This window comes from Ensifer sp. CCNWLY38, assembly GCF_037120565.1.
Classification (GTDB): domain Bacteria; phylum Pseudomonadota; class Alphaproteobacteria; order Rhizobiales; family Rhizobiaceae; genus Ensifer; species Ensifer adhaerens_H.
This window is the reverse complement of the sequence record NZ_JBBBBO010000001.1, coordinates 654,968-677,996: the sequence shown is the minus strand read 5'-3', so window position 1 is coordinate 677,996 and position 23,029 is coordinate 654,968. Positions and strand designations below refer to the sequence as shown.

Here is a 23,029-nt window from a genome sequence, read left to right as displayed (position 1 = left end):
TCGCGGAAGGTTGAGGGATGAGAAAGCTCGTTCTTTTGAGCGTCCTTGTGTTCTACCCGGCTGGTCTCGCTGTCGCGCAGCAGGCTGCAACGATGAACCAGGGCCAGATGAGTGCGCTCGACAGCAACAAGGACGGCGCGGTCGAACGTTCCGAATACGAGAGCTTCATGACGGCCGCCTTTGCCAACCTCGACAAGAACAAGGACGGAAGTCTCAGCCCCGACGAGACGAAGCAGGCGCTGAACGCTCAGCAGTTTGCTGCCACCGACGCCAACAGCGACGGCAAGGTCACCCAGAAGGAGTTTCTGGACAGGGTGATGGCCGACTTCAAGACTGCGGATCGCAGTGGCGACGGCAACCTGAAGTGACGGCTGAAACGGCAGGTTGGTCTGGGTTTGATGTCCCGTTGTGAATGTAGCGGCCGGCTGAAATGCCGGCCGCCACCTCGCATTCACCGCAGAAGCTTCAGCAATTCCTTGGCGCCGGAGGTCGAGGACGCCGGATTCTGTCCGGTGACGAGACGGCCATCGACGACCGTGAAATCCGCCCAATCGGCTGCCTTCTCGAAGCGACCGCCGAGACGCTTCAATTCGTCTTCGACGAGGAAGGGGACGACATCCGTCAGTTGCACGGCTTCCTCCTCCGAGTTGGTGAAGCCGGTGACGCGCTTTCCCTTGACGATAGGCTCACCCTGATAGGTTACCTTGCGGAGCACCCCCGGCCCATGGCAGACGGCAGCGACCGGCTTGCCGGCATTGTAGAAGCTCTCGATCAGCGCGATCGAGTTCACGTCGTTGGCGAGGTCCCACATCGGTCCGTGACCGCCCGGATAGAACACCGCGTCGAACTCATCGGCCTTGACGTCGGCAAGCCGGTGGGTGTTGGCGAGGACCCGTTGCGCGGCGGGATCGTCCTTGAAGCGGGCCATCGCTTCGGTCTGGTTGCCCGGATCGTCGCTTTTCGGGTCGATCGGCGGCTGCCCACCCTTGGGCGAGGCCAGGGTAATGTCGACGCCTGCATCCCGGAAAACGTAATAGGGCGCAGCGAATTCCTCGAGCCAGAAACCGGTCGGTTTGCCGGTATTGCCAAGCTGGTCATGTGAGGTCAGAACCATCAGTATCTTCATATTTCGCTCCCTTTGACGCGGCGGCTCCCGTTGAGCCGCCGATTGGCATGGCACCGGCTACTCGCGGTACTTCGCGGTGTAGTGGCCGAGGCTCCTTTCAACGTCGCCGGGTTGCTGCAGTCCCTGCTCGACCAACGCCTTGACGCGGGATTGCGCCGCTGGGCGCTGGACCGAAGTGATGAACGCATCCCACCCGGGTTGCATTTCCGCCTGCGGTGGCAGGCTGGCGCTGTCGATCAGCTTCTTGGTCTCGACAATGGCATATTGATCGAACGAGGCGATCCGTTTTGCCAGGCCATCGACAAAGGCATCCAGTTCCGCGTCCGGTAGTGCTCTGTTCACGTAGCCGTAGCGTTCGGCCAGTTCACCGTTGAAATCATCCGCGCCGATCAGAATTTCGATCGCTCGGCCGCGGCCAATGAGGCGAGGCAGGTAGGCCATCGGCCCGCCGCCCGGGACGAAGCCTGCACCGACTTCGAACTGCGATAGTACCGCTTTCTCGCGGCTGGCGAAACGCATGTCGGCCGCAAGCGCCAGTTCGCTGCCGATGCCGCTTGCCCGCCCGCGAATGGAAACGATCATCACGGCCTTCAGACGGCTGAGGCGTGTCATGAAATCAGGCACGGGATGCATGCCAGTCGGCCCGGAAGGCATGCCGGTCGAATCTTCGAGCGGCTTCAGAAGATCGTAGTGCGCCATGAAGTAGCCCGGTACCGAGCTGTCGAAGACGACGACCTTGACGTTCGGATCGGCCTCGATCCGGTCGAGGATCTTGACGAGTTGGCGGACCTCGGTCGGACCCACGATGTTGAGCGGTGGGTTATTGAAGGTCACGGTCCAATAGGCCGCGCTGTTGCGTGTCAGCCGAATCTTCTCCGATTGAGCGGCCTCGGCGGGCTGAGCCTGTGCGGCCTTGCCGGACGATTCCGCGGACTGCGCGGGTGACTGGATGGTCGAAAAGATTGCCGCCGATGCCGCCAGAAGAACGGCCAGTCTTCTGATGCCTTTCATCGCCCTGTCTCCTCTGTGAGCGCCGGTTCGGATTGCTGCGCTCGGTTTCGATGGAGCCATCTTCACGCATTCCGTCATTCGGGTGAATGCATGCGCATCGGCGGTCACTGTGCCGAAAATCGGTTGAATGCGATGCCGCTTGACCTCAACTCAGGTTGAGGTCGTAACAAATCGCCCGATAAAGCCAATCGCGTCGTCGGGAGCGGATTTCATGCGTATAAATAGACTGACACTCCCTGCATCGGATGTCGCAAAGAGTGCAGCCTTCTTTCGCGATGTGCTGGAACTGCCGATAGCCGGGAATTCCATTCAGGTGGGATGGAGCGAAATCCGGCTGGTCTCGGCCGTCGGAGATGCACCACACGGCGTGCACCTGGCTTTCAATGTGCCCTATGATCGGTTTGATGCCGCGATAGAATGGCTGAAGGAACGTACGCCTCTCCAACGGGAACCGGATAGCGGAGAGTGCTTCGTTCTTGAGGGGCATTGGCAGTCAAAATCTATCTACTTCGATGGTCCCGATAGCTCGGTGCTGGAATTGATCGGCCGCCGCAGGCTAATCGGCCCGGCTGGAAAGCGGCCGTTCAGCGGCGCTGATTTATCCTGCCTCAGCGAGGTCGGACTTCCGACCGAAGACGTCGGGAGTGTCATTGCCGAGGCCGCTCGGACGTTCGGGGTCGCAACGCTCGGACCGGCCTCTCCCGGCTTTGCCGCGATCGGTAGTGATGAGGGGTTGCTTATCGCCGTCGCCCCTAGCCGGCCATGGTTCCCGGAAAAGCGCCAACTGCCGAGCGCCAAGGGTTTGGAAATTTGGTTGAGCGGCGTGGATGCGCCTGGAGCCATGTCGGACCTGGCCAATGGTTGGAAGATCCACGCGGCATAACGCCGTTCTGCGTCGCGACCTACAAACGGTCGCCTTGCCGCAATCGAAAGCGCCGAAGCGCAGACTTGGGAACCACCGCACCAGTCTGCTGAATGGAGTTCGATTTGATATCCGGAGAGGAATGGTGCCGCTTACGTGACTCGAACACGTGACCCCATCATTACGAATGATGTGCTCTACCGACTGAGCTAAAGCGGCCCGGGGGCGGTTCCGCGGAAGACCGCGGAACGAATGTGAGGCGCTGATAAACGCAAAGCGCCAAGATTTCAAGCCATCAGTTTCGAGAACTTGAAAATTCCTTGTTGGTGGCCGCGACGGGCATGGCGTTCAGGCCAAGGCGGGTGCGTGCCGCATCGTATTCGCGCTCGAGCCGGTCGACGAGACGGGCGACGGAGGTCACTTCCTTGACCGCGCCGATGCCCTGGCCGCAGCCCCAGATGTCCTTCCAGGCCTTGGCGCTGTCGGTTGCGGCGCCGAAGTCCATCTTCGACGGATCTGCTTCCGGCAGTTTGTCCGGATCCATGCCGGCAGCAGCGATCGAAGGCTTCAGGTAGTTGCCATGAATGCCTGTGAAATAATTGGAATAGACGATGTCGGCGGCGTTGCTGTCGACGATCATCTGCTTGTAGGCGTCGGTGGCGCGCGCCTCTTCCGTCGCGATGAACGGCGAGCCGATATAGGCCATGTCGGCACCCATCGCCTGGGCGGCCAGGATGGCGCCGCCGGTGGCGATCGCGCCGGAAAGGAGCAGCGGGCCATCGAACCAGGAGCGGATTTCCTGGATGAGTGCAAACGGCGAAAGCGTACCGGCATGGCCGCCAGCGCCAGCAGCAACGGCGATCAGGCCATCGGCGCCCTTGCGGATCGCCGAATTGGCGTGGCGGTTGTTGATGATGTCATGCAGCACGATGCCACCGTAGGAATGGATCGCGGCGTTGACCTCGGGCACGGCGCCGAGCGAGGAAATGACCACCGGAACCTTGTATTTGACGCAGAGCATCAGGTCCTGTTCGAGGCGCGCGTTGGACTTGTGCACGATCTGGTTGACGGCGAAGGGCGCGGCGCGCCGGCCCGGGTTCTTGGCGTCGTGATCGGCGAGCGTCTCGGTGATCTCGGCAAGCCATTCGTCGAGCTGCGAATGCGGACGAGCGTTGAGCGCTGGGAAGGCGCCGATCACGCCGGCCTTGCACTGTGCGATCGTCAACTGCGGATTGGAGATGATGAACAGGGGCGCGCCGACGACCGGCAGTCTCGTCGTTCCGGAAAGAATTGGCGGAAGCGGCATCGGTTTCTCCATCCCTCGATTGGCGCATTGAACTTTGACGTTTGCGTAAACGTCAAAACAGATAGCAGCAAGTTCATCGCTTGCAAAGAGGTGGTTTTCGCGCCGGCGACGCCGGCTTATCCTGCATTGCGCCTGCGAAGTTGTCGCGTTTTCCCCGGGCTTGGCCGGTCGACTGGGCCACCGGACTTGCGGATTCCGAAAGCAGCGGTTACGCAATTGTTAACAAAACCAACGGCGTGCCTCCAGATTTAACCGTTAGGCCCTTGGAGAAAGATCGAGGGGTACCGATCAGCTAGAGCGCGCCGGCAGGCCCAAAGCCCTGCCTACACACAGAGGACTTGATGTGAGCGGACTTGAGACTGCGATCAGAAATGCGCTTGAGCGCTCCGACCGCGCCAGCGCGGAAACGCGCGCGCGCATCTACCAGTCGGCCCGCCAGGCGCTGGAAGCCGGGCTGCAGAAACAGGGAATTGAGGACGTCAACGTCATCGCCCAGCAGCGCCATCGGCTGGAGGCGGTGATCCATGCGATCGAAACGGAGGAGCGTGCCGCCCTCAGGGCGCGGCAACCGGCGCCTCCCGTTGCCACACCTCCCGTCGTCAGTGTCGATGATAGCGTCCGCGCACGTGGCCCGGAGCAGGCGCGTATCGAGCCGCAATCCCAAGCGCAATCCCGGCCTCAGGCCCAAGTGCCGTCGCCGGCGGCGGACCGCCGCGAGCCTGGCTTTGCTGCCGATGCGTCCCGTCCCGCGGCGAATGATGGCGGTCTCGGCGGCCTTCGTGCCGACCGTGATGGCCCGGTCGTCTCGACGCGTGCGGCAGCGGATACTGCTGCAAAGAGCGCGGAAGCCGCCACCGCCGCGCCCGAGGTTCGTGGAGACACCGATCGAAAGCGCCGCCGCAAGCGCAGCCGCTTCCTGTCCTTCACCATGGTGGTCGTCACCCTTGCCGCAGCCGCAGGTGCTGCCGCCTGGTGGGTGCAGACCAATGATCTCCTGAAATCCGCGGCCGAACGCGACACCAACGTCGCCAACCCGCCGGCATCGGTGGCCTCGGAAGATTTCGACGGGGCTGCCGGTCTGCAAACGCTCGGCGCCCAGCAGGGCTTCACCGGTGACTGGGTGGAAGTCTTTGCGCCTGAAAACACTGCCGCGGTCGTGGCGGGCTCACGCGCCAAGGCCGAGCCGGTGGATGACGACGGTGGCAAGCGCATCCAGTTGACGTCCTCGGTTGCCGAAACGGAAGGCGACATCACCATCGAAATCCCGGCAACGGTCCTGGCGCAGCTATCCGGAAAAACCTCGACCATGGCGCTGACGGTGCAGGCCCAACCGGGCAAGACGACCGAATTTGCCGTCGAGTGCAATTTCTCTTCGCTCGGCGAATGCGGCCGTCATCGCTTCACGGTGCATGACGAGCGGCTCGACATGCTGTTCAAGGTCACCTTCGATCGCAGCCTCGCGCCGAACTCCGCCGGCCGCATCGTGATCAACAGCGATATCAGCGGCGAGGGCAAGGGCCTCACCCTCTACGCCATACGCGTCCTTCCGGGCCAATAAGTCCCGCACGAGGGCCTCGATGTCCTCAAACCTCCGACCGCAATTGGGGCGACCGCATCGGCCGACCTCTGGCGGGGCCGTTGCGTTCGGCCGCTGTCGTATGGGCGCTATTTCAGAAAGCCCGGGCCGGACCCGACAATCTTGTCGTCGACCTCACCGATCGCGCCCTTGTCCTTGCCGTCATAGTCGAGCGTGGAAAGGATGTGGCGGATGAGATTGAGGCGCGCGCGTCGCTTGTCGTTGCCGCGCACCACGGTCCAGGGTGCGTGGTCCGTGTGTGTTGCCTTCAGCATCTCGTTGCGCTTTGCCGTGTAGTCGTCCCACTTGTTGAGGGCGGCGATGTCCATCGGCGACAGCTTCCAGATCTTCAGCGGATCGTGGCAGCGATCGTGGAAACGCTTGAGCTGCATCTCGCGGCCGATATTGATCCAGAATTTGAAGAACTGGATATCCTCGTGCACGATCATCTTCTCGAAGCGAGGCGCCTGCTTCAGGAACTGCTTGTGCTGTTCGGGCGTGCAGAAGCCCATGACCGGCTCGACGCCGGCGCGGTTGTACCAGGAGCGGTCGAACAGCACGAATTCCCCAGCCGTCGGCATGGTCGCGACATAGCGCTGAAAATACCATTGCCCGCGCTCGGTCTCCGTCGGCTTCGTCAGCGCCACGATGCGCGCCCAGCGTGGGTTCAGGTTGCCCATGGTCGCTTGGATCGCGCCGCCCTTGCCGGCGGCGTCGCGGCCCTCGAACAGCGCGATGATGCGTTTTCCGGTTTTCTGCTGCCAGAGCTGAACCTTGACGAGCTCGATCTGAAGCTTCTCCAGCGTCTCCAGATATTCTTCCTCGTCGAGCTTCTTCTTGTAGGGATAGTCATCGGACGAAAACGCTGCGTCGTCGATCCACTTCGGCAACTCGGGATTGTCGATGTCGAAGACGCGGCTCTTGCCGTCGATCTGCAGCTCCACTGCGCGGCTTTCCGCCTTTTCCGCCGTCTCCGCTAACGCCATATGCTCGCCCCTTCGGCTTGGCGCACGGGCCCGAAAACCGGCTTCGATCATCGGCAGGATCATGCGCGTTTTCAAACTTCTGCAGCTCCAAGCAGCGCCGAAAAGTCGCGGTGCTCAAGGCTCGATTTCCTTGGAGGAGGCCACAATTGCATTGCGGATTCAAGCCGGCCGTGAAAATCATGTCATGAAGGATCGCTATTCCTCGATCATTTTGGTCCGGGAGGAAGACAAAGTGATTCATGAGGATGTCGAGGTGGACGGTTCGAAAGCGTTCTGGCGGGACCTGGTGCCGCGGCTGAAGGCTGAGCGCTGGCTGCTGGGCCTCACCCTGCTTTTGGCGATCCTTGCGACGTTTGCCGGCATCCATTTCCTTATCGTGCTTCCCTTCTGGATCGTTCTGGTTGCGGCGCTGCTCAACCGCAGTGCGCCGGCCTCGGTGATCTTGAGCCCGGCCAAGGCGGTGGCCGTCGATGGCCCGACCAGCGATCCGCTGGTGCCGGCGCTGAATGCGCTCGACATGCCGGTGTTGGTCGTCGCCGCCGATGAGACGGTGGTTTTCCAGAACATCGCCGCGGAGAAAGCCTTCGGCACCATACCGCCGAACACTTACCTGGCCGCCCGGGTGCGTTCGCCCGGTGTTCTCGACATGATCCGCGAGACGATGGCGACCGGCAAGGCCAACCAGATCGAGCATACCGAGCGCCTGCCGTCGGATGCCGTCTATGTCGTGCGCGTGGCACCCGCCGAAATCGGCGGCGAGGGGCGGACGCCCCGCATCTTCCTGATCACCTTTCGCGATATCTCGCAGGCGCGCCGCATCGACCGCATGCGTTCGGATTTCGTGGCCAATGCCAGCCATGAGCTGCGCACGCCGCTGGCATCGCTGCGCGGTTTCATCGAGACCCTCCAGGGGCCCGCGCGCAACGACTTGAAGGCGCAGGAAAAATTCTTCGGCATCATGCATGAGCAGGTGACGCGCATGAGCCGCCTCGTCGACGACCTCCTGTCGCTCTCGCGGCTGGAGTTGCGCTCGCATATCGCGCCGGACGACCCGTTGGACCTTGCGCCCCTGCTCGGCCATGTCCGCGACAGCCTCCTGCCGCTGGCGAAGGACCTCGACGTGACGGTCTCTCTCGTGGTGCCGGACAAGCCCGTCATCGTACAGGGCGATCGCGACGAACTCATCGAAGTCTTCGAGAACCTGATCGAGAATGCCTGCAAGTACGGCCAGGAGGGCAAGAAGGTCGACATAACCTTGCGTGGCGGCGAAGAAGGGGCACAGGCCGAGGTGATCGTGAAGGACTATGGGCCGGGCATCCCCGCCGAGCATGTCCCGCGCATTACCGAGCGTTTTTATCGGGTCAATGTCGAGGCCAGCCGCTCGAAAAAGGGCACCGGATTGGGCCTTGCCATCGTCAAACACATCCTCACCCGGCACCGTGCCCGGCTGCTGATCCATTCTGAGGTCGGCAAAGGTACGACTTTTACGGTCCGGTTCTGACATATTGGCGCGGGAAAAGCCGGGATCGTTCATTTTCCATTAGTATTTTCAATGACATGAGCTGTCATAAATGTTTCGTCAAACTGACATAAAAGGTGTGGCCATCGGCAGCTAACTAGGGGCAGCCGATAAGACGGCGAAGAGCGCTGCAACGCTTGGCGCACACCAACACAAGCCCATTCCGGGAGAACTTTTATGAAAGCTCTTAAACTCACTGTCGCGGCGCTGGTAGCGTCTGCCGCATTTGCCGGCGCAGCCGCCGCCCGTGACCAGGTTCAGGTCGCTGGCTCCTCGACCGTTCTTCCCTACGCCAAGATCGTAGCCGAGACGTTCGGCGAGACCTTCCCCGACTTCAAGACCCCGGTCGTTGAATCTGGCGGCTCCTCGGCCGGACTGAAGGAATTCTGCAAGGGCGTCGGCCCGGACACCATCGACATCGCCAACTCCTCGCGCAAGATCAAGGACAGCGAAGTCGAGGCCTGCAAGGCCGCTGGCGTGACCGAAATCCAGGAAGTCAAGATCGGCTATGACGGTATCGTCTTCGCGACCGACGCCGGCAATGCCGACCTCGCCCTGAAGCCGGAAGACCTCTACAAGGCTCTCGCTGCTGAAGTCGTCGTCGATGGCAAGATCGTTGCCAACCCCTACAAGAAGTGGTCGGAAGTCAACTCCGCCCTTCCGGACGTTGAAATCGCCGCCTTCATCCCGGGCGAAAAGCACGGCACCCGCGAAGTCTTCGAAGAGAAGATCTTGGCTGCAGGCTGCAAGAACGCCGGCGCCGTTGACGTCATCAAGGCTGCCGTTGCCGATGAAAAGCAGCAGCACAGCAAGTGCGTCGCGGTCCGCAAGGACGGCATGGCTGTCGACATCGACGGCGACTACACCGAGACGCTCGCTCGTATCGCTGCCAACAAGAACGGCATCGGCGTCTTCGGCCTGTCCTTCTACGAAAACAACGCCGACAAGCTGAAGGTCGCCACCGTCAACGGCATCGTACCGTCGACCGAAACGATCGCTTCCGGCGAGTACCCGGTTTCCCGCCCGCTGTTCTTCTACGTCAAGAAGGCACACCTCGGCGTTATCCCGGGCCTCAAGGAATATGTTGAGTTCTTCATCAACGACCAGATGATCGGCCCGGACAGCCCGCTCGCCGAGTACGGCCTGGTTGCTGCTCCGGACGCCGAGCGCGAAGAAATCCGCAAGGCTTTCACAGCCGGCAACATGCTCTGATAACGACAAGCCCTGGCGCGATATCCTTCGCGCCGGGGCATGCCTTCATTCGATTTGCCGGCGGCTCATGACGGGCGATGCCGGGGAGACGTGCGGATGAGTACCTCGCTCCTTCTTTTGCTAATTATTGTTATTGGTTTCATTGCCTATTTTGCCGGTCGCGCACGCTCGCTGGCGCAGGCTGGCGGCAAGCTCTCCAACCTTCATTCCTTGCCGGGCTATCACGGTAGCTACGTCGCCATCTGGGCGATGCTTCCGGCGGCGCTCGTTCTCGGCGCCTGGCTGATTGCCGCTCCTATCTATATTGACGGAAGCACGCGCGCGGCCCTGCCGGACACCGTCCAGAGCCAAGGGGGCGCCGCCGTTCAGCTCGCGCTCGGCCAGGTCAAGTCCGTCGCCGGTGGTCTGCTGCGCCTGAGCGGCGAGGAGATCGCGGCACTCGAAAGCGGTGCCGCCAATCTCCGCTCGACGCTCGCAGCCAAGGGCGTCGCCCTTGCCGGCGAAGGCGAGCCCTACATGGTCGCCGTCGCCCAGCATTTCAACGCGATGACCGCCACCAATCGCTGGCTGATGACCGCGGCCGTACTGTTGATCGCGATTGCCGGCGGCATCTACGCCATCCGCAACATCGCCACCCGCTTCCGTGCACGCAACCAGGTCGAGCGGGTCATTCTCGGCGCGCTGATCGTCGCGTCTTCCATCGCCATCCTGACGACGGTCGGCATCGTCGCCTCGATGCTGTCGGAAGCCGGCCGCTTCTTCACCATGGTCTCGCCGTTCGAATTCTTCTTCGGCACGGTCTGGGATCCGCGTTTCGCTGCTGCTGGCAGCGGCGGCGCCTCCGGCCAGTTCGGCCTGATCCCGCTTCTCACCGGCACGCTCTACATCGCCTTCGTGGCCATGCTCTTCGCGGTGCCGATCGGCCTCTTCGCGGCCATCTACATGGCGGAGTATGCAAGCCCGCGCTTGCGGTCGACCGCAAAGCCGCTGCTCGAGGTGCTCGCCGGCATCCCGACCATCGTCTACGGTTTCTTCGCCCTGGTGACTGTTGGTCCGTTCCTGCGTGATATCTCGGCGCAGCTGAACGGCCTTGCCACCGGCAACTACCAGAACTTCATCCAGGCGCAGAGCGTGGTCACCGCCGGCATCGTCATGGGCATCATGCTGATCCCGTTCGTGTCGTCGCTCTCCGACGACATTATCACCCAGGTGCCGCGCGCACTGCGTGACGGGTCGCTGGGCCTCGGCGCCACCCGCTCGGAAACGGTCAAGAAGGTCATTCTTCCGGCAGCACTTCCCGGCATTGTCGGCGCGCTGCTTCTGACCGCATCGCGTGCCGTCGGCGAAACGATGATCGTGGTGCTGGCAGCCGGTGTCGCGGCCCGCATGCAGATTAATCCCTTCGAGCCGATGACGACGGTGACCGTGAAGATCGTCAACCAGTTGACGGGCGACCTCGAGTTCACCTCGCCGCAGACGCTGGTGGCCTTCGCGCTGGGTATCACGCTCTTTGTCATCACGCTCGGCCTCAACATTTACGCGCTCTATATCGTGCGCAAATACCGGGAACAGTACGAATGACCGACATCGCTTCCCCGACCGTCCGGATCTCCGCCCGTCCCGAATCCGCAAAACGCGATATCGGCATCAAGCGCCGCTACGCCGCCGAGCGCCGGTTCCGCGCCTACGGCATTGCCGCAATCAGCACCGGTCTCTTCTTCCTGGCGCTGCTGCTGTGGACCGTCATTTCCAATGGCTACACCGCGTTCCAGCAGACGACGATCACGCTGCCGATCGAGTTTACCGAAAAGGTCATCGACCCCAACGGCGAACGCACGACCGACAGCAAGGTACTGGTGGCCGCCAACTATCCGCTGCTGGTGCGCGATGCGCTCGTCAAGCAGCTCGGCATCGATGCGACCAAGCGGCCGCTGGTCAAGCAGGCGACCGACATGGTCTCGGCGAGCTCCCGTACGCTCTTGCGCGACATGGTCGTGGCGGATCCGTCCATCATCGGCAAGACCATTCCGGTCACCCTGTTGGCCGAAGCCAACATCGACTCTGCCAACAAGGGGCAGATCGACCTCAAGGTCGAAGAGAGCAAGCGCAAGGTCAAGGACCAGCAGGTTACCTGGATGAACCAGCTTGCTGAGGCAGGTGTCTTGAGGAAGAGCTTCAACACCGGCATCTTCACCTTCGGTGCTTCCAGCCGTCCGGAAGCCGCCGGCGTCGGCGTTGCTGCGCTGGGCTCGTTCTACATGATGCTGATCGTGCTCGTGCTGTCGTTGCCGATCGGCGTTGCCGCCTCGATCTATCTTGAAGAGTTCGCTCCGAAGAACCGGCTCACCGACCTGATCGAGGTCAATATCAACAACCTCGCGGCCGTTCCGTCGATCGTCTATGGTCTGTTGGGTCTCGCCGTCTTCATCAACTTTGCCGGCATGCCGCGTTCGGCGGCGGTCGTCGGCGGTTTCGTGCTGACGCTGATGACCCTGCCGACGATCATCATCGCCACCCGCGCGGCCTTGAAGGCGGTCCCGCCGTCCATCCGCTCGGCGGCGCTCGGTCTCGGTGCCTCGAAGATGCAGACCATCTTCCACCACGTTCTGCCGCTGGCCATGCCGGGCATTCTGACCGGTACGATCATCGGCCTTGCCCACGCGCTTGGCGAAACCGCGCCGTTGCTGTTGATCGGCATGGTCGCCTTCGTCGTCGACTATCCCGGTTCGCCGATGGAGCCGTCGACGGCGCTGCCGGTGCAGATCTACATGTGGGCCAACGAGGCGGAACGCGCCTTCGTCGAGCGCACCTCCGGCGCGATCATCATTCTTCTCATCTTCCTCGTCGTCATGAACCTTGGCGCCATTCTGTTGCGACGTCGCTTTGAGCGCCGTTGGTAGTGAGGTAATTACTATGAACATCATGTCAGAAGCAGCGGTCGAGAAAGCCTTGGATCAGAAAATGAACACGGTTCCCTTCAAGATGATCGGCAGGGATGTGTCGGTCTACTACGGCGAGAAGCGTGCGCTTTTCGACGTCAACCTCAACATCCGCGAGAACACGGTAACGGCGCTGATCGGTCCGTCGGGCTGCGGCAAGTCGACCTTCCTGCGCACGCTGAACCGCATGAACGACACCATCGAGAACTGCCGCGTCACCGGCAAGATCACGCTCGATGAAGACGACATCTACGATCCGACCATCGACGTGGTCGAACTGCGCGCCCGCGTCGGCATGGTCTTCCAGAAGCCGAACCCGTTCCCGAAGTCGATCTACGACAACGTCGCCTACGGTCCGCGCATCCACGGACTTGCCCGCACCAAGGCGGACTTTGACGAGGTCGTCGAGACCAGCCTGCAGAAGGCAGGTTTGTGGAACGAGGTGAAGGACCGCCTGCAGGAGCCGGGTACCGGACTTTCCGGTGGTCAGCAGCAGCGCCTTTGCATCGCACGCGCCGTTGCCGTCAGCCCGGAAGTCATCCTGATGGACGAGCCCTGCTCGGCACTCGACCCGATCGCGACCGCCAAGGTCGAGGAACTCATCCACGAACTGCGCACGAACTTCACGATCGTCATCGTGACCCACTCGATGCAGCAGGCCGCCCGCGTTTCGCAGCGCACCGCCATGTTCCACCTCGGCAACCTTGTCGAGGAGAACGACACCGACAAGATGTTCACCAATCCGGATGACCAGCGCACCCAGGATTACATCATGGGCCGCTTCGGCTGAGGCCAATCACGGCTGCAACAGTCACTGGAAAGCGCCTGTAAGGATCGACGATCATGTCCATGCATATCATGTCCGCCTATGACGAAGAACTGAAGTACCTGACGCGCCGCATCTCGGAAATGGGCGGTCTCGCCGAGCAGATGGTCGCCGAATCCGTCCGCGCCCTGGTCAATTCCGACCTGGCGCTGGCGCAAAAGGTAATCTCGGACGACACCGTTCTCGATGATGCCGAGCGCCAGATCGGCGAGAAGGCGATTGTCACGATCGCCAAGCGCCAGCCTGTCGCCGCCGACCTTCGCGAGATCATGGGGTCGATCCGCATCGCCTCCGACCTGGAGCGTGTCGGCGACCTCGGCAAGAACACCGCCAAGCGCGTGATCGCCGTTGCCGGTTCGGGCATCCCGCGCAAGCTCGCCCGCGGTCTCGAGCACCTCGCCGAGCTCGCTCTGGTGCAGCTCAAGGAAGTGCTCGACGTCTATGCCTCGCGATCGCCGGAGAAGGCCAACAGCATTCGCGAACGCGACGAGGAGATCGACGCGATCTACACCTCGCTGTTCCGCGAGCTGCTCACCTACATGATGGAAGATCCGCGCAACATCACGCCCTGCACGCATCTTCTGTTCTGCGCCAAGAACATCGAGCGTATCGGCGACCACGCGACCAACATCGCAGAGACGATCTATTACATGGCGACGGGTGCCCAGCCGGAGGGCGAGCGCCCGAAGGATGACAACACGTCGACGTTGGGCTCGGTCAACGACTAGAAGGTTTGAGCGGGATGCGGGGGACAACCGCATACACTTTTCCTCATCCCGCTCTGGCGTTAAACGCGCCGTTCGCAATGCATGCCCCATGAATATCATCCGGTCGCGGCTTCGGTCGCGGCCCCGAATTCCTGTATCTGAAGCATGCGGCTTTTCGCACCGCCTTTGAAAATGGCGGGGGTGCTCCAGATTTAGAGTGTCTGAGCGCCGGCCGGTCCGCTGGACCCGCACGGCGCTCGCGGTAAGGAGACGTTACCTGATGTTGCCAAAAATCGCCGTGGTCGAAGACGAAGAGGCGCTGAGCGTCCTGCTGCGTTACAATCTGGAAGCTGAAGGCTTCGACGTCGATACGATCCTCAGGGGTGACGAGGCGGAGATCCGGCTACAGGAACGCCTGCCCGACCTTCTGATCCTCGACTGGATGTTGCCCGGTGTCTCCGGCATCGAGCTTTGCCGTAGACTGCGCCAGCGCCCGGAGACGGAGCGGCTGCCGATCATCATGCTGACGGCGCGCGGCGAGGAAAGCGAGCGCGTCCGTGGTCTTGCGACCGGGGCGGACGACTATGTGGTCAAGCCCTTCTCGACGCCGGAGCTGATGGCCCGCGTCAAGGCGATGCTTCGCCGGGCGAAGCCCGAAGTTCTCTCGACGCTGCTGCGCTGCGGCGACATCGAGCTCGACCGGGAAACCCATCGCGTCCATCGCCGCAGCCGCGAAGTTCGCCTGGGGCCGACGGAGTTCCGCCTGCTGGAGTTCCTGATGTCCTCTCCGGGCCGTGTCTTCTCGCGCTCGCAGTTGCTGGACGGCGTCTGGGGCCACGACATCTATGTCGACGAGCGGACCGTCGACGTGCATGTCGGCCGCCTGCGCAAGGCGCTGAACTTCTCGACCATGCCTGATGTCATCCGCACCGTGCGCGGCGCCGGCTACTCGCTCGAAAGCTGAGAAGGGCAAACGGAAGTCAATAAAAAAGGGGCCGATCGGCCCCTTTCGTTTTGGTCCTGTGCGGATCCTTAGCGCATCCGACGGCGCTCGGCCGACGGCTGGTAGGCAAGCCGCGCATGGAAGCTGCAATAGGGCGAAGCTTCCGGGGAGTCGTTGCCGCAGAAGTGGAACTCTTCCTTCAGCGGGTCGCCGATCGGCCACTTGCAGGTGCGTTCGGTGAGCTGGGTCAGCTCGAGGCGGCGGGACATCGGCACGACCACGTCGGTCTGGATGCTGAAATCCTGCTCGGCAACGAGATCGACTTCGATCTCTTCCTTGAGAACGGTGGCGCCGGACGGGCGGGCAACGGTGCGGGTCGAAACGCGCGCGGCGTAGTTCGGAGCGCGCGGCGCCGAGGTCGGCCGCTTCGGGCGGGCCGCCGCAGTGGTGCTGCCGCCGGCTTTGGCGCGGCCTGGAAGGCTCAGGCGATGAACCTTGCCGATGACAGCGTTACGGCTGACGCCGCCGAGCTGTGCCGCGATCTGGCTTGCGCTCAGGCCCTCGGACCAAAGCTTCTTCAGTTTCTCCACCCGCTCGTCAGTCCAGTTCATTTCTGCACTCTCCGTTCTCAGCGTTGGGGATGGCAGAATCCCTCACCGCACCCCGGCTGAATCCCGAGGTTGCAAACGCGATAACTCTTTTGGTGACTAGGTCCGCCGCATGCGTCTAGTAATTGAATGTTAACGTACTGACCGCCGGACTCCGTGGCAAGAGTCCGGGGAATCACGCCGAATCGAATTCGTAGTTTTCCCCAACTTGCTCGATCGGCGTTGCATTTTTGCAAGCCCTTCCAGCCGATTTTTTCGTCGCAGGGAAATGGGCCTCGCTACCGCGCTGCAAGGCTTGGTTTTGTTGACATTGCACTGCGAAATAGGAATAGTGCCTGCGCCGCCGAAAGGCGGCATTTTTGATTTTTATCGGGCCGCATAAAACAGCGGGATCGATGCCGATTGGAGTGAAGGAGAGCCTCGCATGACTGCAACCACGCCGCTTTACGATACCTACATGCGCGCGCCGTTGCGTTTCGAGCGAGGAGAGGGCGTCTGGCTGATCGCCGAAGACGGCTCGCGCTACCTCGACTTCGCCGCCGGCGTAGCTGTGAACTCGCTTGGTCATGCGCATCCGCATCTCGTCGAGGCGCTGAAGGCGCAGGCCGAGAAGGTCTGGCACCTTTCCAACCTTTACGAGGTTCCCGGTCAGGAAAGTCTTGGACGCCGCCTGGCGGCCGTCACCTTTGCCGATCGGGTCTTCTTCACCAATTCCGGTGCGGAAGCGCTGGAATGCGCGATCAAGACGGCGCGGCGGTACCACTTCGCCAAGGGGCAGCCGGAGAAGTTTCACATCATCACCTTCGAGGGCGCCTTCCACGGCCGCACGATCGCGACGATCGCCGCCGGTGGTCAGCAAAAGTACATTGAAGGTTTCGGGCCAAAGGCCCCAGGGTTCTACCAGGTTCCGTTCGGCGACATCGCGGCCGTCAAGAATGCGATCACCGAGGAGACCGCCGCGATCCTGATCGAGCCGATCCAGGGCGAGGGCGGCATCCGTCCCGCGACCAAGGAATTCATGCAGGAACTGCGCGCCCTGTGCGACGAATTCGGCCTGCTCCTGATCCTCGACGAGGTTCAGACCGGCGTCGGCCGCACCGGCAAGCTTTTCGCCCATGAGTGGACGGGCATCCGCCCGGATATCATGGCCGTTGCCAAGGGCATCGGCGGCGGCTTTCCGCTCGGCGCTTGCTTGGCGACGGAGGAGGCGGCAGCCGGCATGGTGGCGGGCACGCATGGCTCGACCTATGGCGGCAATCCGCTGGCGATGGCCGTCGGCAACGCCGTGCTCGACGTCATCCTCGCTGATGGCTTCCTCGCCCATGTGCGCGATGTCGCGCTCGTCTTCCGCCAGGGCCTTGCTTCGCTGAAGGATCGCTATCCCGATGTCATCGAGGATATCCGCGGCGATGGCCTGATGCTGGGCATCAAGGTGAAGGGCCCCTCGGCCGATCTCTTGAAGGAGATCCGCGCCGAGAAGCTCCTGGCCGTGCCGGCCGGCGACAACGTGTTGCGCCTGCTGCCGCCGTTGACTGTGACGGCGGAGGAAGCACGCGAGGGCCTCGCACGCATCGAGCGCGCCGCTGAAGCAGTGCGGAAGGCTGGCGGCAACGCCGCCGCTTAACGGATGAGGGCCGACTGCATGTTCCTTAAATCCTGGTCGATTTTAGGATAAAAACATGCAGCACTTCAAAGTGCTACAGCGACCTATGCGCGTCTGATGAGACACGCGGCGCTGTAGGACCGATCCAAAGTGTTAAAGTGACCTTTGTGCGTCCCGTAGGAGCGGGCGCACCTAGGATCCGTTTTCAGACAGGAACCGAGTACGATGGCAGGCACCAGACATTTTCTCGATCTTTCGGCCATGACGACCGCCGATCTCCGGACGATCATCGATGATGCCCGCGTCCGAAAAGCGACGGTCAAGGCCGGAACCGCCGAGAAGCCGCTCGCCGGCAAGATGCTGGCGATGATCTTCGAAAAGCCGTCCACCCGCACCCGTGTGTCCTTCGATGTCGGCATGCGCCAGCTCGGCGGCGAAACCCTGTTCCTGTCGGGCACGGAGATGCAGCTCGGCCGCGCCGAGACCATTGGCGATACGGCGAAGGTCCTGTCACGCTATGTCGATGCGATCATGATCCGCACCACCGACCATCGCCGCCTGCTGGAGTTGGCAGAGCACGCGACGGTACCCGTCATCAACGGCCTGACCGATGACACTCATCCCTGCCAGATCATGGCCGACATCATGACCTTCGAGGAGCATCGCGGACCGGTGAAGGGCAAGACGATCGCCTGGACCGGCGACGGCAACAATGTGCTGCACTCGCTGATCGAAGGCTCCGCCCGCTTCGGCTATCGCATGAACATGGCCGTGCCGCTTGGCTCCGAGCCGCAGGACAAGATCCTGAACTGGGCCCGCAACAACGGCGGCGAGATCCTGCTGTGTCACGATGCCGAGCAGGCGGTTGCCAACGCCAATTGCGTCGTCACCGACACCTGGGTGTCGATGAACCAGGAGCATCGTGCCCGCGGCCACAACGTTTTCCAGCCCTATCAGGTCAACGAGGCGCTGATGAAGCACGCGGCATCCGATGCGCTGTTCATGCATTGCCTGCCGGCGCACCGCGGCGAGGAGGTGACCGACGAAGTGATCGACGGCCCGCAGTCAGTGGTCTTTGATGAGGCCGAAAACCGCCTGCATGCGCAGAAGTCGATCATCGCCTGGTGCATGGGTCTCGTCTAGGCCCTCGCGAGCGCCGCGGTCAGCGCGATGGCGCAGCGCTTCGGCGGCTGTGAGGCCGGCTATTGACATTGCCGCCGCGCGACACGATCTAGGCGGCTGCGGGGCGCTCCTGACAACAGTGAAGCGCCGACTGCCATGGGTGTGTGCGGCGCAACGGCGAACGACACATACCCGGTGGATAATCCGTTTATCGCGGGATCGATTGAGACAGCGGGCACGTTGCGCCGGGGGAACAGGAATGTCCCTGGTGCAACGCAGTTGGCTGAAGCAAGGAGCAAGACATGACTGACATGACGCCAGGGCTTGGTGAATTCGACTTCGCCGGTGACGATCACGTCGTGCCTTTCCAGGTGGAAGGCCTCGACGTGCGCGGCCGCGCCGTGCAGCTCGGCCCGATGCTCGACGCAATTCTGGAGCGCCACAACTATCCGCTTCCGGTCGCGCGGCTCGTTGCCGAAACCGTCGTGCTGACGGTTCTGCTCGGCACTTCGCTGAAGTTCGAAGGTAAGCTGATCGTCCAGACGAAAGGGGACGGTCCGGTCGATCTCGTCGTCGCCGACTTCTCGACGCCGGATCGCGTGCGCGCCTATGCCCGCTACGATGCGGATGCGCTTGCGGTCGCCGAGAAGGATGGCCGCACCCTTTCGCATGAACTGCTCGGCAAGGGCGTGCTTGCCTTCACCATCGACCAGGGCGCTCATACCCAGCGCTACCAGGGCATCGTTGCGCTTGACGGCGCCACGTTGGAAGAAATCGCCGGCGTCTATTTCCGCCAGTCGGAGCAGATCCCGACCAAGGTCAGGCTCGGTGTGGCCGAGCTGCTCGACCGCGATGAAGACGGCAAGCCGCGCCATCGCTGGCGTGCCGGCGGCATGGTCGCGCAGTTCCTGCCGGAAGCGCCGGATCGCATGCGCCAGCCCGATCTTTCCGGCGGCGATGGCGATGACGGGGAAAGCGTCTTCGAGGATGACGATCTCTGGGCGGAAGCCAAGGTGATGGTCGAGACGATCGACACCGACGAGCTGACGGACCCGATGGTCGGAACCGAACGCTTGCTCTACCGGCTGTTCCACGAGCGCGGCGTTCGCGTCTATGAGCCGCAGGCGGTCTTTGATCGTTGCAGCTGCTCGCGCGAGAAGCTGCGTTCGGTGCTCGCCAATCTGGAAGCGGATGATCTCGAAAGCACCATCGAGGATGGCGTGGTGAAGGTCACCTGCGAATTCTGCTCGACGACCTATCGTTTCGAAGCAAGCGAAGTGCGTCCGCAGTAGCGGGCGCACTCCGGGTCAGCTAGAGCAACTCCAGGAAAAGTGCGAAACGGTTTTCCGTCCGGAATTGCGTAATTTCAAAGACTTAGATCACTTCAGTGTTTCGATGAAACAATGAAATGATCTAGTTCAGGGTACGCACGAGCCCGGGTGAATCGAGCGAGAAGGCGGGGATGGCCACGTTGAAGGTCTCTCCGCCTTCCGCTTCCATACTGTAATGGCCGAACATCACGCCCGACGGCGTATCCAGCGGGCAGCCGGACGAATACTCATAGGTGTCGCCGGGGTTGAGCAGCGGCTGTTCGCCGATCACGCCGGGACCGCTGACCTCGTCGACCTGCCCATTTTCATCGGTGATATGCCAGTAGCGGGTCATCAACCGGACGGCTGCGTCCGAATGGTTTGAGATGACAATGCGATAGCCCCAGACATAGCGGCCGTCATCGGGGTCCGACTGCTCTTCGAGATAGTACGGCTCCACCGTAACTTCTATGTCGCGGGTCAAAGCGCGATACATGGGCAACACCTTGCTTCAGTCTTTCAGGGTATTCTACAGCAAGATGGTTTCGTCAAGAATAACGGCAAGATTGTGCATACCCATTCTGGGGCAATGGCTTGCGGGTATCCGGATCGGCTGTTCGAAGCCGCTCGATCCCGCTGGTGAAGGCATATTGGATGGCGGGGCGCCCGCTGCATGAGCGCCACGGGGGATCGACGGCCGCCGTCTGTCGTGGCGGCCGTATCTTTTCGTTGCCTCAGGCTTTGACGGCCTTCAGCGCGCGGGCGAAATCCTCGACGACATCCTCGCTGTCTTCGATGCCGGCCGAGAAACGCACCGTGCCGGCGGAAATGCCCAGCTCTTCGCGGGCCTCGTCGGTCAGGTTCTTGTGCGTGGTCGTTGCCGGATGGGTGATCAGGCTCTTGCTGTCGCCGAGATTGTTGGAGATGCGCACGATCTCGAGCGCATTCTGCAGAGCGAAGGCCGCATCCTTGCCGCCCTTCAGTTCAAACGCGACGAGGGTGGAGCCGCCGGTCATCTGCTTGGCGATGATGTCGGCCTGCGGGTGATCCTTGCGGCCGGGATAAATGACCTTCGCCACCTGCGGCTGCTCAGCCAGGAAATCGGCGACGCGGCGTGCGGTTTCCGTCTGCTGGCGCACGCGCAGCGGCAGGGTTTCGATGCCCTTCAACAGCGTCCAGGCATTGAACGGCGACATGGCCGGGCCGGTATGACGGAAGTAGTCGTGCAGGTTCTCGTTGATCCATTCCTTGTCGGCAAGCACGACGCCGCCGAGGCAGCGGCCCTGGCCGTCGATATGCTTGGTGGCGGAATAGACGACGATGTGGGCGCCGAGTTCCAGCGGCTTCTGGAAGAGCGGCGTCGCAAAGACGTTGTCGACGACGACCTTGGCGCCGATCTGGTTGGCGAGCTTGGCCACACCGGCGATGTCGATGACTTCGAGCGTCGGGTTGGTCGGGCTTTCGAGGAAGAAGACCTTGGTGTTCTTCTGGATCGCCTTTTCCCAGTTCTTAAGATCGCGGCCATCGACCAGCGTGCACTCGATGCCGTATTTCGGCGCCAGCGTCTCGACCACCCAGCGGCAGGAACCGAAGAGGGCGCGGGCGGCGACGATGTGGTCGCCAGCCTTCAATTGGCAGAGGATCGCAGCGGAAACGGCGGCCATGCCCGAAGCCGTGGCGCGCGCGTCTTCGGCGCCTTCCAGCATGCACATGCGCTTTTCGAACATGTCATTGGTCGGGCTGCCGTAGCGGGCATAGATGAAGCCTTCAGTCTCGCCCTTGAAACGCGCTTCTGCCGCCTCGGATGTCTCGTAGACGAAGCCCTGGGTGAGGAAGATCGCCTCGGAAGTCTCGCCGTGCTGGGAGCGGGTGGTTCCGCCGTGGACGAGTTGTGTTGCCGGGCGCCAGTTTTTGCTCATGTGACGATCACCTTCAAAAACAAAAAAACCGGCCGCAAAACGGGCCGGTTTGACACCCGGCCTTTTTAGCTACTTGTTTAACGTGGCTGCAAGCCGACCGGCCAAATCACCACGGGATAAAGCTTCAATACTGCTAGGGTGCGCTTGCGTCAATTCCCGGAGTTTGGTTTTGTCTCGCAACTGAAAAGAGGACTGCAATGGGCCGCGACACTGGGATTTTGGCCGACCGCGCGATCGCCGCGCTGTTCGAAACGGGGCGCCTGAAGAGCGAGAGGCCGCTGGATGGCGATCAGATCCAGCCGGCAAGCCTCGATCTGCGCCTTGGCGCCAAGGCCTTCCGCGTCCGCGCGAGCTTCATGCCCGGCCCGTCCCACCTCGTCGCCGACAAGCTTGACCGGCTGAAGCTGCACGTGGTTGATCTTACCGATGGCGCCGTGCTTGAAACCGGCTGCGTCTACATTGTGCCGTTGATGGAGAGCCTGGCGCTGCCTGCGGGCATGTCGGCATCAGCCAATCCGAAAAGCTCGACCGGCCGCCTCGACATCTTCACCCGCGTCATCACCGACCGCGCCCAGGAGTTCGACAAGATCCCGGCCGGCTATAGTGGTCCGCTCTATCTCGAAATCAGCCCGCGCACCTTCCCGATCGTTGTGCGTCGCGGTTCGCGCCTGTCGCAGATCCGCTTCCGCATGGGCCAGTCGCTGCTCTCCGAACAGGAGCTGCTGGCGCTGCATGAAAGCGACGTGCTGGTGGCGAGTGAGCGGCCGAATGTCAGCGGTGGCGGCATCGCGCTGTCGATCGACCTCAAGGGCACCGGTCCAGAGGGTCTGATCGGCTACCGAGGCAAACACCACACCGCGGTCATCGATGTCGACAAGAAGGCGCAGCACAAGATCTTCGATTTCTGGGAGCCGCTCTACAGCCGTGGACGCGACGAGCTGATCCTCGATCCAGACGAGTTCTACATCCTCGTCTCGCGCGAAGCGGTGCATGTGCCGCCGCTTTATGCGGCCGAGATGACGCCGTTCGATCCGCTGGTCGGTGAGTTCCGCGTGCACTATGCCGGCTTCTTCGATCCGGGCTTCGGCCATGCCTCTGCCGGTGGCAGCGGTAGCCGCGCGGTGCTCGAGGTGCGCAGCCACGAGGTGCCGTTCATCCTCGAACACGGGCAGATCGTCGGCCGCCTGATCTATGAACACATGCTGGAGCGTCCTGACGGTCTCTACGGCCTCGGCGTCGGCTCCAACTACCAGGCCCAGGGCCTGAAGCTTTCGAAGCATTTCCGCGCCGAGTAGGGATTTTGCACGGGAACCTCGTGCCATACCGCGCAAGGGTCCTTGACAGATCGTGCCGGTTCGGGAAATTTCGGGGGCATTGCGGGTGTAGTTCAGTGGTAGAACGCCAGCTTCCCAAGCTTGATGTCGTCGGTTCGATCCCGATCACCCGCTCCAATT

The 23,029-nt window shown here is 62.1% G+C and carries 21 protein-coding genes, 2 tRNA genes and 1 riboswitch; of the genes, 15 read left to right on the top strand and 8 right to left on the bottom strand.

Annotated features, from left to right (window positions below):
• Positions 1-17 precede the first annotated feature (17 nt).
• Positions 18-368: an EF-hand domain-containing protein gene (locus V7S54_RS03340; protein WP_058323613.1), complete on the top strand. Its 351-nt coding sequence runs from the start codon at positions 18-20 to the stop codon at positions 366-368.
• Between the two features lie 83 nt (positions 369-451).
• On the opposite strand, the gene V7S54_RS03335 is transcribed toward V7S54_RS03340, so the two are convergent.
• Both V7S54_RS03335 and V7S54_RS03330 read right to left on the bottom strand, forming a co-directional pair.
• Positions 452-1,126 carry a type 1 glutamine amidotransferase domain-containing protein gene (locus tag V7S54_RS03335; protein WP_065372300.1) on the bottom strand — a complete coding sequence of 225 codons (675 nt, stop codon included), beginning with the start codon at positions 1,124-1,126 and terminating at the stop codon, positions 452-454.
• Between the two features lie 57 nt (positions 1,127-1,183).
• Entirely contained in the window at positions 1,184-2,137 is a 954-nt protein-coding gene (locus V7S54_RS03330; protein ID WP_065372301.1) for an enoyl-CoA hydratase/isomerase family protein, read from the bottom strand.
• Positions 2,138-2,276: 139 nt separating this feature from the next.
• Between V7S54_RS03330 and V7S54_RS03325 the strand changes: the two genes are divergently transcribed.
• Positions 2,277-3,020 carry a VOC family protein gene (locus V7S54_RS03325; protein ID WP_336408045.1) on the top strand — a complete coding sequence of 248 codons (744 nt, stop codon included), beginning with the start codon at positions 2,277-2,279 and terminating at the stop codon, positions 3,018-3,020.
• A 122-nt stretch (positions 3,021-3,142) separates the two neighbouring features.
• Here V7S54_RS03325 and V7S54_RS03320 read toward each other — a convergent pair.
• Both V7S54_RS03320 and V7S54_RS03315 read right to left on the bottom strand, forming a co-directional pair.
• Positions 3,143-3,218 (bottom strand) — tRNA-Thr (locus tag V7S54_RS03320).
• 76 nt (positions 3,219-3,294) lie between these two features.
• The gene (locus tag V7S54_RS03315; protein ID WP_065372303.1) at positions 3,295-4,305 is read right to left on the bottom strand and encodes an NAD(P)H-dependent flavin oxidoreductase; all 1,011 of its coding nucleotides are present in this window, start codon (positions 4,303-4,305) and stop codon (positions 3,295-3,297) included.
• Between the two features lie 343 nt (positions 4,306-4,648).
• Here V7S54_RS03315 and V7S54_RS03310 point away from each other — a divergent pair, with 343 nt between their 5' ends.
• Positions 4,649-5,863, top strand: coding sequence for a biotin transporter BioY (locus V7S54_RS03310; protein WP_065372304.1), 1,215 nt, complete (start codon positions 4,649-4,651; stop codon positions 5,861-5,863).
• Between the two features lie 107 nt (positions 5,864-5,970).
• Here the strand turns inward: V7S54_RS03310 and ppk2 are convergent, their stop codons facing one another.
• Entirely contained in the window at positions 5,971-6,867 is an 897-nt protein-coding gene (gene ppk2 / locus V7S54_RS03305; RefSeq protein WP_065372454.1) for a polyphosphate kinase 2, read from the bottom strand.
• 232 nt (positions 6,868-7,099) lie between these two features.
• Here ppk2 and phoR point away from each other — a divergent pair, with 232 nt between their 5' ends.
• The 7 genes from phoR to phoB all read left to right on the top strand — a co-directional run bounded on the left by phoR (position 7,100) and on the right by phoB (position 15,034).
• Positions 7,100-8,368 carry a phosphate regulon sensor histidine kinase PhoR gene (phoR, locus tag V7S54_RS03300; protein ID WP_065372455.1) on the top strand — a complete coding sequence of 423 codons (1,269 nt, stop codon included), beginning with the start codon at positions 7,100-7,102 and terminating at the stop codon, positions 8,366-8,368.
• Positions 8,369-8,563: 195 nt separating this feature from the next.
• Positions 8,564-9,598 (top strand): substrate-binding domain-containing protein, encoded by a 1,035-nt coding sequence (locus tag V7S54_RS03295; protein WP_065372305.1) that lies wholly within the window; start codon positions 8,564-8,566, stop codon positions 9,596-9,598.
• Positions 9,599-9,694: 96 nt separating this feature from the next.
• Positions 9,695-11,179 carry a phosphate ABC transporter permease subunit PstC gene (gene pstC, locus V7S54_RS03290; protein ID WP_065372306.1) on the top strand — a complete coding sequence of 495 codons (1,485 nt, stop codon included), beginning with the start codon at positions 9,695-9,697 and terminating at the stop codon, positions 11,177-11,179.
• The gene (gene pstA, locus V7S54_RS03285) at positions 11,176-12,498 is read left to right on the top strand and encodes a phosphate ABC transporter permease PstA (protein WP_065372307.1); all 1,323 of its coding nucleotides are present in this window, start codon (positions 11,176-11,178) and stop codon (positions 12,496-12,498) included. Before pstC ends, pstA begins: the two co-directional genes overlap by 4 nt.
• 13 nt (positions 12,499-12,511) lie before the next feature.
• Positions 12,512-13,327 carry a phosphate ABC transporter ATP-binding protein PstB gene (pstB, locus tag V7S54_RS03280; protein WP_065372308.1) on the top strand — a complete coding sequence of 272 codons (816 nt, stop codon included), beginning with the start codon at positions 12,512-12,514 and terminating at the stop codon, positions 13,325-13,327.
• A 50-nt stretch (positions 13,328-13,377) separates the two neighbouring features.
• A complete protein-coding gene (gene phoU / locus V7S54_RS03275) occupies positions 13,378-14,091 on the top strand; it encodes a phosphate signaling complex protein PhoU (RefSeq protein WP_093231848.1) in 714 nt (237 codons plus the stop codon).
• A 259-nt stretch (positions 14,092-14,350) separates the two neighbouring features.
• A complete protein-coding gene (phoB, locus tag V7S54_RS03270) occupies positions 14,351-15,034 on the top strand; it encodes a phosphate regulon transcriptional regulator PhoB (protein WP_057248102.1) in 684 nt (227 codons plus the stop codon).
• A 68-nt stretch (positions 15,035-15,102) separates the two neighbouring features.
• Here the strand turns inward: phoB and V7S54_RS03265 are convergent, their stop codons facing one another.
• Entirely contained in the window at positions 15,103-15,624 is a 522-nt protein-coding gene (locus V7S54_RS03265) for a GcrA family cell cycle regulator (RefSeq protein WP_065372309.1), read from the bottom strand.
• Between the two features lie 421 nt (positions 15,625-16,045).
• Here V7S54_RS03265 and V7S54_RS03260 point away from each other — a divergent pair, with 421 nt between their 5' ends.
• The 3 genes from V7S54_RS03260 to V7S54_RS03250 all read left to right on the top strand — a co-directional run bounded on the left by V7S54_RS03260 (position 16,046) and on the right by V7S54_RS03250 (position 19,638).
• Complete coding sequence (locus tag V7S54_RS03260; RefSeq protein WP_065372310.1) at positions 16,046-17,245, top strand: aspartate aminotransferase family protein; 1,200 nt, start codon at positions 16,046-16,048, stop codon at positions 17,243-17,245.
• 204 nt (positions 17,246-17,449) lie between these two features.
• The gene (gene argF, locus V7S54_RS03255; RefSeq protein ID WP_065372311.1) at positions 17,450-18,367 is read left to right on the top strand and encodes an ornithine carbamoyltransferase; all 918 of its coding nucleotides are present in this window, start codon (positions 17,450-17,452) and stop codon (positions 18,365-18,367) included.
• Positions 18,368-18,648: 281 nt separating this feature from the next.
• Positions 18,649-19,638, top strand: a complete 990-nt coding sequence (locus V7S54_RS03250) for an Hsp33 family molecular chaperone (RefSeq protein WP_065372312.1) — start codon at positions 18,649-18,651, stop codon at positions 19,636-19,638.
• 121 nt (positions 19,639-19,759) lie between these two features.
• Here V7S54_RS03250 and apaG read toward each other — a convergent pair whose 3' ends face one another.
• On the bottom strand, positions 19,760-20,152 hold the full coding sequence (apaG, locus tag V7S54_RS03245; RefSeq protein ID WP_057248107.1) for a Co2+/Mg2+ efflux protein ApaG: 393 nt from the start codon (positions 20,150-20,152) through the stop codon (positions 19,760-19,762).
• A 238-nt stretch (positions 20,153-20,390) separates the two neighbouring features.
• A complete protein-coding gene (locus V7S54_RS03240) occupies positions 20,391-21,575 on the bottom strand; it encodes an O-succinylhomoserine sulfhydrylase (protein WP_065372456.1) in 1,185 nt (394 codons plus the stop codon).
• Positions 21,576-21,619: 44 nt separating this feature from the next.
• Positions 21,620-21,698: riboswitch (SAM riboswitch) on the bottom strand.
• 74 nt (positions 21,699-21,772) lie between these two features.
• Between V7S54_RS03240 and V7S54_RS03235 the strand changes: the two genes are divergently transcribed.
• Both V7S54_RS03235 and V7S54_RS03230 read left to right on the top strand, forming a co-directional pair.
• Positions 21,773-22,870, top strand: coding sequence for a 2'-deoxycytidine 5'-triphosphate deaminase (locus V7S54_RS03235; protein ID WP_065372313.1), 1,098 nt, complete (start codon positions 21,773-21,775; stop codon positions 22,868-22,870).
• Between the two features lie 81 nt (positions 22,871-22,951).
• Positions 22,952-23,026: transfer RNA gene (locus V7S54_RS03230), tRNA-Gly, on the top strand.
• Positions 23,027-23,029 lie beyond the last annotated feature (3 nt).

Excerpts from the sequence above, each read along its gene's own strand:
- V7S54_RS03315 (WP_065372303.1), bottom strand. The coding sequence starts at position 4,305 with ATGCCGCTTCCGCCAATTCTTTCCGGAACGACGAGACTGCCGGTCGTC.
- argF (WP_065372311.1), top strand. The coding sequence starts at position 17,450 with ATGGCAGGCACCAGACATTTTCTCGATCTTTCGGCCATGACGACCGCC.
- V7S54_RS03250 (WP_065372312.1), top strand. The coding sequence starts at position 18,649 with ATGACTGACATGACGCCAGGGCTTGGTGAATTCGACTTCGCCGGTGAC.
- pstC (WP_065372306.1), top strand. The coding sequence starts at position 9,695 with ATGAGTACCTCGCTCCTTCTTTTGCTAATTATTGTTATTGGTTTCATT.
- apaG (WP_057248107.1), bottom strand. The coding sequence starts at position 20,152 with ATGTATCGCGCTTTGACCCGCGACATAGAAGTTACGGTGGAGCCGTAC.
- V7S54_RS03295 (WP_065372305.1), top strand. The coding sequence starts at position 8,564 with ATGAAAGCTCTTAAACTCACTGTCGCGGCGCTGGTAGCGTCTGCCGCA.
- V7S54_RS03240 (WP_065372456.1), bottom strand. The coding sequence starts at position 21,575 with ATGAGCAAAAACTGGCGCCCGGCAACACAACTCGTCCACGGCGGAACC.
- V7S54_RS03265 (WP_065372309.1), bottom strand. The coding sequence starts at position 15,624 with ATGAACTGGACTGACGAGCGGGTGGAGAAACTGAAGAAGCTTTGGTCC.
- V7S54_RS03340 (WP_058323613.1), top strand. The coding sequence starts at position 18 with ATGAGAAAGCTCGTTCTTTTGAGCGTCCTTGTGTTCTACCCGGCTGGT.
- V7S54_RS03335 (WP_065372300.1), bottom strand. The coding sequence starts at position 1,126 with ATGAAGATACTGATGGTTCTGACCTCACATGACCAGCTTGGCAATACC.
- V7S54_RS03330 (WP_065372301.1), bottom strand. The coding sequence starts at position 2,137 with ATGAAAGGCATCAGAAGACTGGCCGTTCTTCTGGCGGCATCGGCGGCA.
- pstA (WP_065372307.1), top strand. The coding sequence starts at position 11,176 with ATGACCGACATCGCTTCCCCGACCGTCCGGATCTCCGCCCGTCCCGAA.
- phoB (WP_057248102.1), top strand. The coding sequence starts at position 14,351 with ATGTTGCCAAAAATCGCCGTGGTCGAAGACGAAGAGGCGCTGAGCGTC.
- pstB (WP_065372308.1), top strand. The coding sequence starts at position 12,512 with ATGAACATCATGTCAGAAGCAGCGGTCGAGAAAGCCTTGGATCAGAAA.
- V7S54_RS03260 (WP_065372310.1), top strand. The coding sequence starts at position 16,046 with ATGACTGCAACCACGCCGCTTTACGATACCTACATGCGCGCGCCGTTG.
- V7S54_RS03235 (WP_065372313.1), top strand. The coding sequence starts at position 21,773 with ATGGGCCGCGACACTGGGATTTTGGCCGACCGCGCGATCGCCGCGCTG.
- ppk2 (WP_065372454.1), bottom strand. The coding sequence starts at position 6,867 with ATGGCGTTAGCGGAGACGGCGGAAAAGGCGGAAAGCCGCGCAGTGGAG.